Source organism: Terrimicrobium sacchariphilum (genome assembly GCF_001613545.1).
Lineage (GTDB): Bacteria > Verrucomicrobiota > Verrucomicrobiia > Chthoniobacterales > Terrimicrobiaceae > Terrimicrobium > Terrimicrobium sacchariphilum.
Genome location: NZ_BDCO01000002.1, coordinates 1,951,319 through 1,966,757, shown reverse-complemented (window position 1 = coordinate 1,966,757; position 15,439 = coordinate 1,951,319). Strand labels below are relative to the sequence as shown.

Genomic DNA, 15,439 nt, shown 5'->3' with positions numbered 1-15,439 from the left:
CCAATCAGCGAATAGAGCTAGGGTGTCCCGATCGTATCCAGTTGCTTGATCGATCTGTACCTCTATTGGCGATCTGCTTTTATCAAGGTCGCGTCCTGTAGCTTTTTTGAATGCCCCCCTTGCTCCATCATTGCTGAGGCAAAACGAAACAATTCCAAAAAACGCTCCGACCATGTAGTCCTCCCCGTATGGCCTGACTTTCATTCCTTCAATTGGTGGTGTCATAAACTCTTCCTCTTTCCGAACCGGGCCGCTAGCCAGCGGTCTAAAGCTGTGTTCGGCAGCAGCTTGTTAATTCGACCGCTAGGCCCGGTGATCGACGCGAAGGACGGGACGCACGGATCGGCAAGGGCGGTTGATAGCGCCCCCGAAGAAACTCCGAACCGCTTCCGGTACTCCCCAGGCGTCACATACGGCGGATTCGGTGGCAAAACGATCCACCCGAACCGCTCCAGAACCGTCGCCAGCTTGCCGGGAAGCTCCTCCTCCGTCTCGTAGTCGATGGTTATGGTCATAGATTCGCCGCCTCCCGTGCTCTTCTCAGTTCCTCAGCAAGTCGCAACTGCTCCTCCTCCGATACTGGCTCTGCTTCATCCATGATCGCGGCTCCACGTTTCGGCTTCGACAGCTTCACCACAGGAGTTGCTTTCCGTAGCCAGCCTATGAAGGGCTTCCACGATGGTTTCCGGCCTTCCTTGGCTAACCTCGCTTTAAATGCGTGGTATTCTCCGATGACATCAATCCCGGGGAATAGATGCTCAAGCTGGCCGAATGCCTGCTCCTGCGTCATTCCGCCCCAATCGTGAGACCGCCAGATTTCATCAACCGAGTTTTCGTCGTCGCTGATAGCTACTGTATTGTTGGGTTGGGTTGGGTTGGGTTGGGTACGCCCGGACGGTGGTTGGACGTCCGACGGATGTCCGCCGGACGTCCGCAGGACATCCGCTGGACATTCTCTTTTACGTGAAGCCCGTTTTCGCGCTTTATCGCGCTCTCTTTCATCTACGAGTTTTCCTGCATAATCATGCCAGTCATGGATTTGCATATCATCGTCTATCCATCCGGCTTCCTTTAAAGCTACCAGAAATCCGTTAGGGTCTCTTTGCCACTCCGCCGCCGCACTGATCTCGTGAGAAGTGAACACCGACAAGTCCCCACCGGGGGCATAGTCAAGAGTCCACCACCACAGAAGGTGTAGGTGGCCGATAGCTTGAGCCTTATTGATCCTGAGCTTTGCCGCGAGCCGAACGGTTTTCGGATGACGTGCTAGCTGCTGGTGTGATTCGATCCAGGCCATTACTTCACCTCATAGACCCAGACGAGCGGGTTTTCGCACCACGATTCGGGCAGGTAAGCTCGATTCCACAGCGACGCGAATCCGGCTCGGTAAGATGCATGCCAGCATTGGAGATTCTTGATCCTTTCAGAAAGGACCGCTCCCTCTGCTTTCGCGTCTTTATTGCTGATCTCCTGCACCCTCTCGACGCGGACGGATACGATCTCGCGGGAGATGCGGCTCAGGTGGCGCGGCATCGTGTGGGACGAGCGCCATTTCTCTGGCTTCGGTCCGATGATTGCACCTACCGGAACGTAGTCAGCCCTGTAACGGACCGTTCCGTCATTGGTCGCGCACCCCCCATCCCAATGAATCGGCTCGTATGTCTTTCCCCACGCCTCCCTGAACCGAACGCGGTCCCCTGGCGCTCCGAGCGGGCTGGGAATCCCCCATTCACCATCGCTGGAGTAGATTCCGAACATCTCCGGTCCGGGCTGTTCGATCCCCCGCTTGATGACGGTCGGATGGTAGATTCCAGGACCCATGAAATCGGCTCCGTTTGCGTAGTCAATTCCATCGTAAACCTGCATCCACTTTCGGTTGTTCACCGGAACCCTTATCTGGCTCTTGCGCCCCTCCAGAAGCGCCCGGATCATCGCGTCTGCTATCGGGGCCGGGAATGCGTAGGATGTCTCTTTCATGCTTCTTCTCCTTTCACTCGGACCCATTCGCTCCCATTCCATTCGTGCAGGGAATCCTTCCATTCTCCGTCAAATCCTTTGGGATTGTGCTCTGGCGGAATCCACATTGCGTAGTTAGTAGAGTCCCATCCGCGATTACGACGTTCAGGCTTGGAATCGGAGCATGTCCATCGGTAATCTGCATCCATTGTAACGAACTTATTCGCCCAAGCCGGGAGGGCGGAATGGTCAAGGTCGAGGGGTTCAACCCATTGTGATACTATGTCGAGATCAGATTCGGAATCGTCTGAATAATATGATCCTTTCTCAGTTGCACTCCATTGGCCCGATGCTGCCACTATTACGCATGGATATTCCCCTTCCTTTTGATTATACACGCAGAGCGCCTTACGCCCGTCACGCGTCCGATAGAACCTGTCTCGTTCGATTTTCATCTCCCGCCCTCCGCCTTGGCGATGGCTGCTCGGGCCTTTTCGTGGATGGACTCTACGTCAACGAACCCGACATCCTGCACGTATCCGGTTTCATCGGCCCACTCGCGGACCATCAGCAACTCTTTCAGCGCAGCAAGAAGCTCCGGCGCGGCTGCGAAGAGTTTTCCGACCGAAACGCATCGCGGGTCGTCCAATGCAATGCCATGGACGGTTGCCAATGGCGCTCCTGTGCTTACCTGCCATACTTCTCCGGTCAAAAGACCGAACTCGTATGGGCCTGCTGGAATGTACTCCGCGCTCACTTCGCGCCTCCCTTCTGCTGCTCGCGGAGGGCCTTGCGGGAAGCTAGCCACGCATACCGCATTTCATGATGTGTTCTCTGGTTACTAGTTTCGGAAATCTTCCCGAACCACTCCTTGAAATCCCGCTCGTCCCGCTGCTCATCCGTCAGGGCGACCGGGCGGGGACGGTAGATGGCGAAATCGTACCAATTCGTGTGCTCTAGGCATTTCCATGAGTTATCCGCAGATTCCCAATACTCCCGCGCTATCGCTGGATTCTGCGCCCACTGCATCCGCACCTCATCCTGCTTGCCGCGCCAGTAGTCCGGGGAGTCGAGGTCGGGCTGGTTGGTTATTTCAGCACTCATGCTCCAGCCTCAATGAGTCGGTAAGCTTTGCGGCCCTTGTAGGTGCACGCGTTGTAGCCGTCCTCGCCTTTCACAACGACTTTCGCAACAAACCCGTCTGACAATAAGGAATCTCGACCAGATTTGCTTGGAACGTCCCCATCAAAAAGCGGGCCTTTCCTGAAGGTTGCGCGAATAACGTCGCGCTCGGCACTATTCATTCCTTGCACCCGTTCAATGAGCACGCATGCTTTTTTGAGTTCTTCGGGAGTCGAAAGAGCTGTGCTTTCGTGGATTGATTCGAGGAGTAATTTTAGGGTTATTTGGTTCATAATTTGACTTTCATTTTTTAGCTGCTCGGTCGGAGTGTCGGGGACTAGCTCGGCGTAGTGCGGTTCATTTCCATTCAACGGAGACGACAGACGACCGCATTCTGTCCAGTCTTTGAGTCCACCCCCAAAGCAATACCATATTCCTAGTTTCCCCTTGGCCTGTGCAGGCGTCCGATACTCCAAGTGATGCCCAGGCTTAGGCGACGGAGGGAACGGCGGCAGGTTGGCCGGAATGGTCGGCTCCTTGTCGCCCGGAACTTCCAGCCCGTAGTCGGCAGCGTGGCGCGGGTGGATGCGGTATGAATGATACTTCCAATTCCAACTAGGAGAGCAGTTTTCCCATGGACTTCCATCATGGTGAAGCACTTGAATCGTCTTCCCTTCTTTGGCGGCCCACATGACCCCGCGACGGTAGAACGGGTCGTCAAAGTTCAGCCCAGTGCCGTCGAAGTCGAAATAGTAATCCGCGGGGAGGTCGGCTTGCGTGATGTACGTCCATTCAAAGACTGACCCATCGTAGCGGAATCTATCGCAATAATAGCTAAAGTTATCTCTCCACACGCGCCAATCATTGATCGTCTCAGGCTTGCACAGCGCGGTCTTCCATCGCCAGCCATCGGGCGGAGTCGGCGCGTTCTCGGGGTTCAGGTATTGGATTTTCATATGCTATTCAACAGTTGTTTTTGGCATCGTTCGGTCGTCTGTGTAGCCACGCTTCCGCAGCCACTCCCACACGGCGAATCCTTCTTCGGATGTTAGAGTGCGCGAATCGGGGTTATTTAGTTCGTCAATCGTTCGAGGCCCGAGAGTCACGAGTTCCTGCGACCAGACACACCAGCGCCAGCGTTTCCCTCGAGACTCCTCCGGTCGATGCGTTCTGCCCTCTCTGCTGGGCGAGGCGACAATTGCTCCGTAGGCGTCGATACAGCCAATCACCCACATCATAGGGTGTTCACGCCAGGATCGGGGTCGGCGTCTCATTTCACTCGATTGTTCCAGGCCTCTTCAGCCTCTTGTTCCGTTCCCTTGATGGGGCCGCGTGATTTGCAACGGCTGCAAACGGTCTGGTAGCGTGTTCCCGTTCGGACGTATCCGCCAACCCGGTGAGGATTGATTCTGATATTGTGCCACCCGCAGAACGGGCATGGCGCAAGCTTATCGGTGATTTCGTTCATTGTTTCGGTTTGTACTTTCGTTCGAGTTCTTGAAGGTGGTTGAAGGCTTCTTGGTAGGACCGGATTACGCGAACCTCTGCGGAGTTCGGGGCGGTAAGTAGCGCTGCGATCTGCTCTTTCTGCGCTGGGTCGGGATTTCGTCCAGGGAGCTTGATTTCCCAGTAGACCGCTTGCCCGTAGCACGAGAATTGAATGTCAGGCATCCCCTCCGCTATGTTGCTTTTTCGGTCCATCCGCTGCCGGATAGGACGATAGCCGCGACGGTTAAGGAGAGATTCTATCTTGCGTTGCAGTTCCTTCTCGCTCTTCGCCACGTACGCAAGCTCAGCCTCCTCCCGAGTCTGGACTTTCAGCGCCTTCCGGTCTTTTTCTGACAAGCACTTTGCCACGTTCTGCATGTGCAATATTGACGGGTAGTTACCCATTGGATTCGGCTCCTTTCATAAAAACGATCCAGTGTGACTTTTGCTGCTTACCGCATCGGTTTCCGAAAAGCGGCCGCTCCGGTGTAAGCGCCAAGATTTGCGAAACTGGAACCTGATGTTCGTTCCATTTGAAAATCAGCGTTCCATCAGGTTTGAGAACTCGGAAGCACTCCGCAAATCCTTTGCGCAGGGCCTCGCGCCATTCCCCCTCAAGCTTTCCATATTTCCGGGCCATCCAACTAGTTTTCCCAATCCGGTGAAGGTGCGGAGGATCAAAGACGACCAGCGCGAAACTCTCAGAGTCAAACGGTAGTGCAGTGAAGTCAGCTTGGATGTCAGGATCAACAACCAGCGTTCGACCGCCCCACTTGCTCGAAGCGTCCTTTAAGTGATGAGTCTCCCGGCGCTTATCGACAAACACCGCCCGATCATCAGCCGGATTGAACCAGAACATGCGCGATCCGCAGCAAGCATCCAGAACCAACGGCATTTGCAGCACCTCTTTAGGCCACCCCATTGCTATCCTCCGATTGCTTCCGCTGCCGATTTGATGAAGACCGCGGCCTCTTGCGGAACGATTGCATTGCCGCTTCCCCGCAGGACGCCCACTCTTCCGGGTAGCCCATGAGCCAGAGGGAAAATCTCGGGTTGAGGACTAATCCGCCGCGCTTTCCCGTCTCGGCATTGGTGCCAGATTGCGTTGTCCCAGAAACCAACTTCACTTGACTTCCCAGCATCGCCTGCATTCCAGTTCCCCAATTCCCCGCCGCATCCTCGTTCGCTGATGGAGTAAGCCAGCCGGCAATCATCGCTTGATCTATCAACTTTCTGAGTCCTCCTCCCGGAGTCGTCCGCAAATCCTTCCCCTGCCACCCTCCTTGAGCATCCGATCCTTTTGGAGTAAGCCACCCACCAAAGACGCTGGCGGATGTGCGGCGCACTGACGCCCGCAGCGCACAAATCGGCGGACCCGACTTCATAGGCCACTCCTTCCAGGTCAGCACGTACTCCGGCGAGCCATTCACGTCCAAGGCGGCTCGCAACCTGTTCGCCAAAGCACGTTGTAGGTCGGAACTCGGCGATGAGTCGGAAGAAGACGGGCCAGAGATGCCGCGCGTCTGCTGTCCCGAGTTGCTTTCCAGCGGCGCTGAATGGCTGGCATGGACAGCTCCCGGTCCATACAGGACGATCTTCTGGCCATCCTGCAAGTTGCAAGGCTCGGCTCCATCCGCCAATCCCGGCGAAGAAGTGGCACTGAGTGTATCCTCGCAAGTCTTCGGGCCGAACGTCGCAGATAGATCGCTCGTCAACGTCGCCAAAGGGAATAAGTCTTGCTGAAATAAGCTCTCGGAGCCAAGCGGCTGCTTTAGGGTCAAACTCATTGTAATAGTTCACAGTTTCGATCTGCTCCAGTTCCAGGCCCGCACGAGGTCGCAGTCTGCAACGTCCCGTAGCGTCACGGCCTCGTCAGACACAATGCCGTCCAGCGCGTTCATTGCCTTTGCGTCGCTCCCGTACAGGTTGATTAGGTCTCGCTCCATTTCGCTCCGGTCGTCTTTGGGTTTAGACCTTGTTCGCGAGATCGCTGATCTCTTCGAGACGCTCATTTGCTTCCGCGAGCCTTTCTTTCATTTGGTTAAACTCACGGTTTCGCCTAATTTCCTCCTCCATTTTTTCTTGCTCTGAGCGTGTTGCGTTCCTTTCGTAGAGTTCCGCGTCGATACCTCGAATAATCAAAAGCCCGTCGATGTCGGTTCTTCCAATGAAGAAAGTGCGATAGGATTCCAGTTCTGTTGTCGTGAGTGTTATTGCAGTGCTCATAGGTCAAAAAGGAATGTCGTCTTCGTCATCATCCAGCGGGGCGGGCTTAGGTGTGCGCGGCGGGGATTGGCGCTGCTGGCCGTTGCCGTTGCGCTCAACCGGGTAGAGCGAAAGCCATCCAGACCACTCAGGGCTGACCGGAACGGATTCGAGTTTGATAGACACTCGCCCCTGGTCGTCCGTGAAGGCGGCTCCAACCGTGATGTACCGTTTCTTCTTCGCGCCGCTCTGGTCGGTATACTCGCCGACCGTGGCTTTTACTTCGTGTGTTCTTGTGGATGCCATAAAATTTAGTTCTTAATGATCTTCGGGAGCGCGGCGCTGTACTCGGCCTTGTAAAGCTCGACAAATTTCTCCAGCGCGGCGGCGAGTTTGGCCGTGTACTCGTCCGGTCTTACAACAACGTGGAAAGGTTGAGTTCCGGGGAAGTAGCTCCAAAAGTGCCACTCTGACAGGCCAGTCACCGCCAGCGATCCATGCACCTGCTGCTTATAATCGTCTGGCAGCACCCCGGCGCGGATGTAACCCACATGGGTTTCCGGGGCTGGGCATTTGATTTCCAGCCCTGCAACCGGGTTGCCGTCGCAATAGATAAGCGAGTCAGGCGAGCACCCGCTTACGCCATCGTTAGACAGACAAAACCCAACCTTACGCACGTCGTGTCCGGAAAACTGGCGGAACGCTTCTCGCGCCTCGTCTTCGTAAGCCTTCCCGCGCTCGGTGAAAAAGTTCCCCTGCCAGTCCTCCCACTCGGGGCAAAAGCATTCCGCGATGAGCTTGTTAATGTAGCCATCAACCGACTTCGAAAGCTCGCCCTTCGCCGCCGTGATGATCTTTGAGAAGCTCGACGCGGTAGGCTTGCCTTTGCGCAACTCTTTCCACTCGTCGCTGCCCTGCTCGATCTGGTCGTAAATCGTCATTCCTTCGTCTCGGGGAAAGGATTGATCGGATTTTCCGTTGCCACCGCTGATGGTTTGGCAATCTCAAACCAATCCGCTGCCGTGCTCATGCCGTCGCGGATCGACGCATAGATCTTCTTCAACTGGACGACCTGCGCGGGCTGGATTGCCTCAAGACGGCGCTGGATTCGTTTCTCGATTTGCTCCTTTGTGACTTTGTACTCGCCGAACGCATCGACCATCTTTTTCATCGCCGCCGGGCTGCAATCCGCATTGGCGCTCATGGTCTGTTCGCACCGAGCAACCGCCGCCTCAGTCACGTCCCCAGGGATCACACCGAGGATGCAGGCGCGGAGACGACGAGCACCTTGATTTGCCGCGAGTTCATAGATGTCGCGAGGATCTGTTAGACGCTTCACCCCTTGCCTCGTGTGGCGCTCGTGCTTGACCTGAAACACCTTCACTTGCCGGGTGTTCGTCTCGATGTCCCACGCGAACGCCTCGACGGTCGATTCCCCACCGCGTTGCTCAAGCTCACGGATTCCAAATTGAATGTTCCCCCAGTTCTGCGCCAAAGCTTCGGCAAGCCTGATGGAAGGCCCAGTGATGTCAGACCCTCCGCGAGAGTAAGAATACAGGGCCGAGTTTGCCAGCGTCGGACGGTCGCAGGCGTTCATGATCGCATCAAATGCGGTTTTCTGGTCACGCGGAAACCGCTTAGCGATCACCATAGCCGATTGAACCTCGGCAATAGCTCGTGACTGCTCAACATCGCCAAGCGTAGTTTGCGATTCGCGATGAGCGATTGCGGTTCCGAAAGGGTTAGATGCAGGCGCGGCTACCGCGTTCTCCTGCGACAAGGCGAGTTCGTTGGTTGTGCTCATTGTTTTGATGTTGAAAAGGTGCGAGCGGGCCGGACTCGAAACCTGCTTAACTAGGAGGCGTCACGGGCTAGCTAGTCACACCCGATCTTTTCTTGCCTGCGTGGCCTTCCACGCCGCCGCTCGCAAAGTGTTAGTTGTTCTCCTGGCGCTCTCGTCCTCCTGCCGCAGTCCGCTTGAGGAAGTCGCGGTTCTGTAGCGCCATAAACAGGCTCTGTTCGTTAAAGGCTCGCTCGGCTCGTCCGTAGTCGGCGTCCGAAAGCTCCATCCGCTGCCATTCCGTGATTATCGGCTCGCGCGTCCGGTCCCATCCTTCGAGCTTCGCATTCCATTCCCAGCCGTAGACGTTCTCCAACGATCTTGCCGCGATCTCGTCGCCGTCTCGGCTCAGGTCGCAAAGGACCTCATGCTCACGCCCGTTCGGCTCCTTATGGATGATCGTCAGCGGAAGCATTAAAAAACTCCAAGCTCTTCGCCGAAGTCGTCATCTTCGCGCCCCGTGATCAACTCGATCTGAAACGCCGCATCATCAAGTTCGTTCAGGATGAAATCTCGTGATAACCCGGCTGATAGATATACATTAATCAACCTTGCAAGATGGCTCTTGAATCGTGTCTCTGCGCTATAATACTTCGCAAGCAATCCAATCGCCAAAATCCAGGCCGTTTGAATATCCTGCGAAACAGCAGCAAGGAATCGCTGATTTGTCGTTAAAAACTTCCACTCGTCCGAACTGAATCGCTCGGCGAACTTTTGCATTTCAAGTACAGTAGGCATCTCAATAGTCCTCCGCGCTTCCGAAACGGCGCTTGCGTTGCGTGATCTGGTTGCCGCGCTTCAGGCCCTTGCAGAATCCGGCGGCGAAACATACCGCGCTCCAGCCGATAGTCAGCACCAGCCCAGCCACCGGATACCATGTTGGAATCTCGATCATCGCTCGTCCTCCTTGCCGAACCGCACTTCGATCCTGCGCTTGATCTCCTCAACCGTCAGCCAGAACGAAAACAGCATAATTCCCATTGCGCTAATCGCCCACACTGTCACGAAGGCCCATGCAATCTGTATCAGCAACTCTTTCATTTCGATCCCTCCGGTTTGAATTGGTTGAGAAACTCCGTCGTAGTTCCTCGCCACGTGTATCCAGTCGAATAGCGGGACGGATCGGAGAACGTAACAACCTCGCCATCCTCAACCATCGTAACGTAATGGATCAGCTTGGTTTCAGATTGGACCCACCGGCTACCTTGTCGAATTGTCGTCATTTCGCGTGATCCGGCTGGTCGTTGCTCATCTCGTACTGCGCGAACCGCTTTCCGCGCCTCTCGATAAGCTTTGTATGGATCATAAAGCCACGGCGCTTAAGGTCGTAAATCCGCGCTCCAAGACGGAACGATCCGAACTTACGCAGCGCCTCCATCGGTGTAATCCGCCCCTTAGCGCGAAGGTACGCCAAGATCGCGTCGGCCTGGGATTGGGTTGTCGCGCTCATTTCTTCCCATCCGTAATGCGCCGTTTCGTTATTGCCTTCTCCGGTGTGTTTCCACTGATGAGAGAAAGACCATTCTCGCTAGCTTCCACGTCGATCTGCCAACTCCTACCAACCTTGCGGGCGATCAGCTTGTTATTGTGGCACATCTTGCGGACCGTGTAGGTGCTCAAGCCGACGCGCTGACCGAACTTCTCGGCGGACTCGCGAAGTTTCATTTCGCTGCTCCTTTCGCGGGTTTGCGTTTCGCCTTCGGGTGTGTCACACCTTCCGACAAAATTTTTTGCAGTTCGGGGTGGCGGTACAGCAGTTCATTTAGCGCCGCGTTTCGGGTGCGTCTGCGATCACGAACTTTGAACACGTCAATAGCTGCCGCCAACGGATTCTCAATACTGGCTGTGAATCGTACTTGGCTCATGCGGTGAGAGAATGCATTAGGTGTGACACACCTGTCAACAAGGAATTTTACTTCCTCTTCTTTGCTTTGTTTTTGAGCTTCGTTTCGGAAACCTCTTTATGGAATTCCTCTGGAGCAACAGCGATCCCCTCTTTTTCGGCGGACTGCCACAGCAAGAGCCGAATGGCAGTATTCCGATCAAGATTATTGTCGCGAGCATACTTCTCGATTGCCGCCTTTAATTCGTTTTCCGTTGACGCCGTGAAGTGCGTTTTCCCTTTTGATCTCTGGTTTGGCATGACGCGCATGGTGTAACACACCCCGAATTGCGTGTCAACCGGTACGGGGTAATAAACCATTCAAGGATGGCCTGAATCGCGGCCTCGCTTGAGACGCCATTTTTCTCACCCCATTCCTCGATCCCATCGGGAACCTTTATATATACCCTCTTCACTTCCAACCTCCCACCTTGATGGCTTTTGCGATCTGGTACGCCTGGGCACCTGTCACGCATTCGAGGAGGTATTCCGCTAGAGTCGCCTCATCAATTTTCATCACTCGCGCTGCCAGCTTCAGCGCCGCCGGGATTCGCACTTCTCTCTTCATGCGCCCCACGCTAACGGGGGGCATCGGACATGCGATGTCCGACGTACATTTACGTACGTAAAATACTTATTCACATATCGTTGCGCAACGGTGAATAAGTTTCAGTCCGCAGCAAACATCAAAACAACAAACAGCACTACTGGAATAACTAGAACCGCCAATACCAACCATAGGTAAATGGTTTTTTTTGAATCCCTTTCGGCGATTGCCTTATTGCGGTCTTTCATCACCGATTCAACTTCATCACTCCAAAGTGCGAGCAACTTTACGGAATAGACGACAGCGCCAATTATTCCAGCGATAGCCAGCGCCACGAACACAGGGGATATAATTACAATAAAAACGAATCCTGCGCCATCCAGTTTCAATTTATCTGAAATCGCCCATGCAAATGGGAACGAGAACAGATATCCGAATCCGATTATTACCGGCCACGGATTTGAATTTTTATTACCGCTCATCGCCTTACCCTATCCCATATCCACATCACGGCAGACCAGAGCAATTTCCCGATAAGACATAGCAGGATCAGCGGAGACAGGATCACCGAAAGCGCCTCCATGGCTCGCTTTTCGATTGAGAACAGTTTCATAGCGCCCACCACTCTGTGGCTTCCTTTTTCTTCACCGCCCGGGCGTAGTTTTGATGCACCATGTTTGGCGACGTGTGTCCCATCTGGTGAGCCGTCTTCCCCGAATCTTCCCACATGGCGAGATGGTAGCTGGCAAAGGAATGGCGCAAGCAGTTGTGCGGCCAGCCGTCTTCGATGTTGAAAACAGCCTTCGCAATCCTCTTGGCGTGGTAGTGAAACGTAGTCCTGGCAACCGGGATGATTTTCCCGCTCTGGCCCTGCGGGCTATGGCGAATCACCGCCGGGAGCATCGACACGTACCGCTCACGCATTCCTCCCCTGGTCCGCTTGATCGCCTCCCGGGAAACATGGATTTCCTTCTCCTCCAGGTTGACCGCATTCCACGTCATACGCAGAAGTTCCTCAGTGCGTATCCCGGCAAATCCCCCGAGAACGATCCATGAGCGCATATAGACGGGCATCTCCGCAGCGAGGAGCGCCTTCATTTGCGCCACGGTCAAAATCACCTTTGGAGGCTCCCCTTTCTCTGGTTCCTCCATGACGGCGAACGGATTCCCAGCGGCGAACTCATACCGGCCTGCCCAGGCCGCAAAGGATCTGCATGAAGAGTAAATCCCCCAGCGCGTCCGAGGAGCCAGAGGAATGCCCTCTATCCAGCGCCGAGCCTTCAAGGGTGAAATATCGTCGATCGGTAGCCCGCCAAACTCCGACCGGAGCTTTTCGAGGTGGTTCCGGGTCGTATTATACCCGGACTTGTCCTTTCGGGTCTCAAGGTACAAATCCACCAGCCTTGAAACTGATCGCGCACCAGATTTGCGCTCCGTTGAAATATCCAGCCCTCGGGTGCGTTCCTTCTGACGATCAGAGAGCCAGTCCCAAGCGGACATTTCATCTGGAAAAAAGGCGATCTTCCGTTTCCCAGCCCAAGAAGCAGGCAACTCGACCTGCCACCGCTGGCGGGTTTCATTGAATCGCGGCTCGATCGCTGTCTTTTTCGGACGCCCTTTCATCTATTGCGGAAAGTCGCAGAAAGTCGGCGTTTTTGACAGCGGAAAGCCGCGCTTCGCATTGTATCGAAATGCAATTGCTCTCCGCAGAGCCTTTATTCATCAGCCTTCAAGTGTGAAAAGCCTGTATTTAACAGGGTTCTTGGAATGGCTCCTGAGGTAGGATTCGAACCTACGACCAATCGGTTAACAGCCGACCGCTCTACCACTGAGCTACTCAGGAATTCGTTTTCGAGAGCGGGTAAAGAAACGCTTTCCAACCCCTTCATGCAAGCTTTTTTGCAAGATTCTCGTCAGCCACGAGGAAAAGACTCTTTTCCCTCCCGGCTATTTTCATCGGGAAGTTTTTCCGATACCGAAGGCCGATGGAATCGCTGTGGCCTGAAGAGTTGGAACAAGGGCTTATCCCGACCGACGACAACATGGGTATCATGACCCGGGAGCTCGGCCCGGCCGCCCGGGAATTTGTGGCATTGTCGAAATCGGCCACGCGGCCGCTGCTGGACATCGGAGCTGCCTATGGCAATGCTACCTTGCCAGCCCTGAAAAATGGCGCCACGGTCGTGGCGGTCGATCTCTCTCCAACGGAACTGGCCATCCTCCAGCAATCCGCCGGAGCCGAGGAGCAAAAGCGCCTCGTTGTGATGCCTGCCCGTTTCCCGGAGGAACTCAGCCTGCTCGATGCCTCCGTGGCTGGAGTGCTCGGGGGCCAGGTCCTGCATTTTCTCGATGGTCCAAGATTGGAGGAGGCCCTCGGCAGGATCTATCGGTGGTTGATTCCCGGAGGACAGCTTTTCGCCATCACGATCACGCCAAGTCTGAGCTATTACCGAAAGTACTGGGATGAGTTCCACGCTCGGAAAGCCCGAGGCGATCGATGGCCCGGAGTCCTCAATCCCAAGGAAGTCGCCTCCCCGGAATGGCGGGACAGGCTTCCGGATATGATCCACCTCTTTGATAAGGATATCCTCGGGCGAGCCGTGCGCGAGGCCGGCTTTGAAATCGAATCCCTGGAGTATTTCTGCTTTGAAAATTTTCCTGACAAGCACCGGACGGATGGAAGGGAATTCCTGAGCCTTACCGCGATGAAACCACGGTAATTCCGGCTGGCGAACATCCAGGAAATCCGACTAGAGTCCGCACCGATGAGCATCGCAAATCCTTCCCACCACGGGCACAGCAAAAGCTGGCTGATTTTCTCGGGCATTCTCTCCCTCGTCCTCGGCTTCCTTGCGATCAGCTTCCCATATTTCTTTTCGCTCATCGTCACCCAGGTCATCGGTATTTTCTGCCTGGTGAGCGGCTTCGTTTCCCTCGGCCTGGCCATTTCGGGCAAAAAGCCTGATCACCGGATCCTTAATGGCATCGCCGCGCTCATTCGTATCGGCGTGGGCGTTGCCCTGCTGCTTTGCGCCGCCTCGGGAATGAAGGTCATCACGCTGATCTTCGCCGTCTTTCTGATCCTGGAAGGCATCGTCACCACGATCAGCGCCTTCCGGCTGCGCGGTCACGGCGGTTGGGGATTCTTTGTTTTTTCCGGTGTGATCGCATTAGTCCTCGGCGTGATGATCTACTTCCAGTGGCCCGCGAATACGGGTTGGGTGATCGGCACCTTTTACGGGATCAACTCGATCTTCTCCGGCGTCTCGCTCCTCGGCCTCGGATTTGGTGCTCCCAAAGCCTCGGCCTGACCGGAAGAAAACCTACTCCTGCGTTTCCGCAGCGTTGATCGCATCGATCAGCGCTCGGATGCCGCCAAAGTCGTGCTTGGTCGGCGTGAGTACGATGCGGGGCAGATCGGCCAGTTGCACCTCGGCCGCCTCCTCTGGCAAGGCCGGACCCTGCGTGATCGTGCCATCGACGAGCAGAGAGGCAAAGTCGCGATTAAGCGCGTCCAGAGCGGTGTCTGAGAGACGCTGCCGGATGCGGATGACCATGGCCTGCCGCACCCAGCGGTAGGAGTGGAAGTTCTTGTAAAACTGGAGAATCTCCGCCTCGGCTTCCTCGATACTGTGGGTGATCTTGAAGAGATTCAGGTCCGAGGGTGAGATGAGCCCCTGCTGAAGCAAATCCAGCGAGACAAACCTCCGCCATGTCTCCCAGTAGTGGCCATTTGGGCGATCGACAAAGACGATGGGAACGATCGCACTCTTGCCCGTTTGCATGAGGGTCAGCACCTCAAAGCCCTCGTCATGCGTGCCGAATCCTCCAGGGAAAAGCACAAAGGCGTGGGTTTCCTTCACGAAATGCAGCTTGCGGGTAAAAAAGTAGCGAAAATTGATCAGCTTCGGATCGCCATCGATCACCTCATTGGCCCGCTGCTCGAAGGGCAGTCGGATATTCAGCCCAAAGCTCTTCTCCGCACCAGCCCCCTCCTGAGCGGCACCCATGATGCCATCTCCGCCCCCGGTAATGATCATGTATCCATGCTGGACAATGCGCCGGGCAAACTCGCGGGCCAGTTGATACTCCTGGCTCTCGCGTTTCGTCCGGGCGCTGCCGAAGACAGCCACCTTGCGGATGCCGTGATATTTGCTGAAAACACTGGTGGCGTAGCGCAGTTCGCGCACGGCCCGGCTGTAGAGCTTCAGGTCGGCGATGCCGGCTCCGTCGCGTCCGAAACGCAGGACGGTCTCTACCATCTCCTCGAGCAACTCGGCCTGGCGGCCTTGGGCAACATCGGAAATGAGGCTTTTTATCAGGTCTGCTTTCTCTTTATCTTTCATGGCGTACCGAGTTGCTCAAACATCTTCCCTCATCTGCCTTTAGACGCTGAATC

28 protein-coding genes and 1 tRNA gene are annotated in these 15,439 nt (G+C 55.3%); 2 read left to right on the top strand and 27 right to left on the bottom strand.

What is annotated here, in order from left to right:
- Positions 1 to 221 precede the first annotated feature (221 nt).
- From TSACC_RS09200 to TSACC_RS09090, 26 genes are all read right to left on the bottom strand, one after another.
- Positions 222 to 515, bottom strand: coding sequence for a hypothetical protein (locus tag TSACC_RS09200; protein WP_075079032.1), 294 nt, complete (start codon positions 513 to 515; stop codon positions 222 to 224).
- Entirely contained in the window at positions 512 to 1,297 is a 786-nt protein-coding gene (locus TSACC_RS09195) for a hypothetical protein (protein WP_075079031.1), read from the bottom strand. The genes TSACC_RS09200 and TSACC_RS09195 overlap by 4 nt, the downstream gene beginning before the upstream one ends.
- The gene (locus tag TSACC_RS09190; protein ID WP_075079030.1) at positions 1,297 to 1,977 is read right to left on the bottom strand and encodes a hypothetical protein; all 681 of its coding nucleotides are present in this window, start codon (positions 1,975 to 1,977) and stop codon (positions 1,297 to 1,299) included. Before TSACC_RS09190 ends, TSACC_RS09195 begins: the two co-directional genes overlap by 1 nt.
- Positions 1,978 to 2,407: 430 nt before the next feature.
- Positions 2,408 to 2,668 (bottom strand): XkdD/Y8K6 family phage-associated protein, encoded by a 261-nt coding sequence (locus TSACC_RS09185; protein ID WP_153811358.1) that lies wholly within the window; start codon positions 2,666 to 2,668, stop codon positions 2,408 to 2,410.
- A 41-nt stretch (positions 2,669 to 2,709) separates the two neighbouring features.
- Positions 2,710 to 3,060, bottom strand: a complete 351-nt coding sequence (locus TSACC_RS09180) for a hypothetical protein (RefSeq protein ID WP_075079028.1) — start codon at positions 3,058 to 3,060, stop codon at positions 2,710 to 2,712.
- Entirely contained in the window at positions 3,057 to 4,034 is a 978-nt protein-coding gene (locus tag TSACC_RS09175) for a hypothetical protein (RefSeq protein ID WP_075079027.1), read from the bottom strand. Before TSACC_RS09175 ends, TSACC_RS09180 begins: the two co-directional genes overlap by 4 nt.
- A gap of 314 nt (positions 4,035 to 4,348) precedes the next feature.
- Entirely contained in the window at positions 4,349 to 4,546 is a 198-nt protein-coding gene (locus TSACC_RS22705) for a Lar family restriction alleviation protein (RefSeq protein ID WP_075079026.1), read from the bottom strand.
- Positions 4,543 to 4,944: a hypothetical protein gene (locus TSACC_RS09165; RefSeq protein ID WP_153811357.1), complete on the bottom strand. Its 402-nt coding sequence runs from the start codon at positions 4,942 to 4,944 to the stop codon at positions 4,543 to 4,545. The genes TSACC_RS22705 and TSACC_RS09165 overlap by 4 nt, the downstream gene beginning before the upstream one ends.
- Positions 4,945 to 4,963: 19 nt before the next feature.
- Positions 4,964 to 5,488, bottom strand: coding sequence for a class I SAM-dependent methyltransferase (locus tag TSACC_RS09160; protein ID WP_237763926.1), 525 nt, complete (start codon positions 5,486 to 5,488; stop codon positions 4,964 to 4,966).
- Positions 5,489 to 5,490: 2 nt separating this feature from the next.
- The gene (locus tag TSACC_RS22700; protein ID WP_202815938.1) at positions 5,491 to 6,366 is read right to left on the bottom strand and encodes a DNA cytosine methyltransferase; all 876 of its coding nucleotides are present in this window, start codon (positions 6,364 to 6,366) and stop codon (positions 5,491 to 5,493) included.
- A 168-nt stretch (positions 6,367 to 6,534) separates the two neighbouring features.
- Positions 6,535 to 6,792, bottom strand: coding sequence for a hypothetical protein (locus TSACC_RS09150; protein WP_075079023.1), 258 nt, complete (start codon positions 6,790 to 6,792; stop codon positions 6,535 to 6,537).
- 3 nt (positions 6,793 to 6,795) lie between these two features.
- Positions 6,796 to 7,077 carry a hypothetical protein gene (locus tag TSACC_RS09145; protein WP_075079022.1) on the bottom strand — a complete coding sequence of 94 codons (282 nt, stop codon included), beginning with the start codon at positions 7,075 to 7,077 and terminating at the stop codon, positions 6,796 to 6,798.
- 5 nt (positions 7,078 to 7,082) lie between these two features.
- Positions 7,083 to 7,712 (bottom strand): lambda exonuclease family protein, encoded by a 630-nt coding sequence (locus TSACC_RS09140; protein ID WP_075079021.1) that lies wholly within the window; start codon positions 7,710 to 7,712, stop codon positions 7,083 to 7,085.
- Positions 7,709 to 8,575, bottom strand: a complete 867-nt coding sequence (locus tag TSACC_RS09135) for a hypothetical protein (RefSeq protein WP_075079020.1) — start codon at positions 8,573 to 8,575, stop codon at positions 7,709 to 7,711. The genes TSACC_RS09140 and TSACC_RS09135 overlap by 4 nt, the downstream gene beginning before the upstream one ends.
- A 130-nt stretch (positions 8,576 to 8,705) precedes the next feature.
- Positions 8,706 to 9,026 carry a hypothetical protein gene (locus TSACC_RS09130; protein WP_075079019.1) on the bottom strand — a complete coding sequence of 107 codons (321 nt, stop codon included), beginning with the start codon at positions 9,024 to 9,026 and terminating at the stop codon, positions 8,706 to 8,708.
- A complete protein-coding gene (locus TSACC_RS09125) occupies positions 9,026 to 9,331 on the bottom strand; it encodes a hypothetical protein (RefSeq protein WP_153811355.1) in 306 nt (101 codons plus the stop codon). Before TSACC_RS09125 ends, TSACC_RS09130 begins: the two co-directional genes overlap by 1 nt.
- 19 nt (positions 9,332 to 9,350) lie before the next feature.
- Positions 9,351 to 9,506 carry a hypothetical protein gene (locus TSACC_RS21745; RefSeq protein WP_153811354.1) on the bottom strand — a complete coding sequence of 52 codons (156 nt, stop codon included), beginning with the start codon at positions 9,504 to 9,506 and terminating at the stop codon, positions 9,351 to 9,353.
- Entirely contained in the window at positions 9,503 to 9,652 is a 150-nt protein-coding gene (locus TSACC_RS21740) for a hypothetical protein (RefSeq protein WP_153811353.1), read from the bottom strand. The genes TSACC_RS21745 and TSACC_RS21740 overlap by 4 nt, the downstream gene beginning before the upstream one ends.
- A gap of 178 nt (positions 9,653 to 9,830) precedes the next feature.
- The gene (locus TSACC_RS22695) at positions 9,831 to 10,061 is read right to left on the bottom strand and encodes a helix-turn-helix domain-containing protein (RefSeq protein ID WP_075079017.1); all 231 of its coding nucleotides are present in this window, start codon (positions 10,059 to 10,061) and stop codon (positions 9,831 to 9,833) included.
- A complete protein-coding gene (locus TSACC_RS09115) occupies positions 10,058 to 10,276 on the bottom strand; it encodes a helix-turn-helix domain-containing protein (protein ID WP_075079016.1) in 219 nt (72 codons plus the stop codon). Before TSACC_RS09115 ends, TSACC_RS22695 begins: the two co-directional genes overlap by 4 nt.
- Positions 10,273 to 10,476 (bottom strand): hypothetical protein, encoded by a 204-nt coding sequence (locus TSACC_RS21735; protein WP_153811352.1) that lies wholly within the window; start codon positions 10,474 to 10,476, stop codon positions 10,273 to 10,275. Before TSACC_RS21735 ends, TSACC_RS09115 begins: the two co-directional genes overlap by 4 nt.
- A 47-nt stretch (positions 10,477 to 10,523) precedes the next feature.
- Complete coding sequence (locus tag TSACC_RS09110) at positions 10,524 to 10,814, bottom strand: hypothetical protein (protein ID WP_153811351.1); 291 nt, start codon at positions 10,812 to 10,814, stop codon at positions 10,524 to 10,526.
- 91 nt (positions 10,815 to 10,905) lie between these two features.
- Positions 10,906 to 11,061: a hypothetical protein gene (locus TSACC_RS09105; RefSeq protein ID WP_153811350.1), complete on the bottom strand. Its 156-nt coding sequence runs from the start codon at positions 11,059 to 11,061 to the stop codon at positions 10,906 to 10,908.
- A 101-nt stretch (positions 11,062 to 11,162) separates the two neighbouring features.
- Entirely contained in the window at positions 11,163 to 11,522 is a 360-nt protein-coding gene (locus TSACC_RS09100; RefSeq protein ID WP_075079013.1) for a hypothetical protein, read from the bottom strand.
- 127 nt (positions 11,523 to 11,649) lie between these two features.
- Positions 11,650 to 12,540, bottom strand: a complete 891-nt coding sequence (locus tag TSACC_RS09095; protein ID WP_169809587.1) for a tyrosine-type recombinase/integrase — start codon at positions 12,538 to 12,540, stop codon at positions 11,650 to 11,652.
- Between the two features lie 268 nt (positions 12,541 to 12,808).
- Positions 12,809 to 12,883 (bottom strand) — tRNA-Asn (locus tag TSACC_RS09090).
- Between the two features lie 142 nt (positions 12,884 to 13,025).
- On the opposite strand from TSACC_RS09090, the gene TSACC_RS09085 reads away from it, so the two are divergent.
- Together TSACC_RS09085 and TSACC_RS09080 are read left to right on the top strand one after the other, a co-directional pair.
- Positions 13,026 to 13,760: a class I SAM-dependent methyltransferase gene (locus TSACC_RS09085; RefSeq protein ID WP_075079011.1), complete on the top strand. Its 735-nt coding sequence runs from the start codon at positions 13,026 to 13,028 to the stop codon at positions 13,758 to 13,760.
- A gap of 45 nt (positions 13,761 to 13,805) precedes the next feature.
- On the top strand, positions 13,806 to 14,351 hold the full coding sequence (locus tag TSACC_RS09080) for an HdeD family acid-resistance protein (RefSeq protein ID WP_075079010.1): 546 nt from the start codon (positions 13,806 to 13,808) through the stop codon (positions 14,349 to 14,351).
- Between the two features lie 12 nt (positions 14,352 to 14,363).
- On the opposite strand, the gene TSACC_RS09075 is transcribed toward TSACC_RS09080, so the two are convergent.
- Complete coding sequence (locus TSACC_RS09075; RefSeq protein WP_075079009.1) at positions 14,364 to 15,386, bottom strand: LOG family protein; 1,023 nt, start codon at positions 15,384 to 15,386, stop codon at positions 14,364 to 14,366.
- Positions 15,387 to 15,439: the final 53 nt, after the last annotated feature.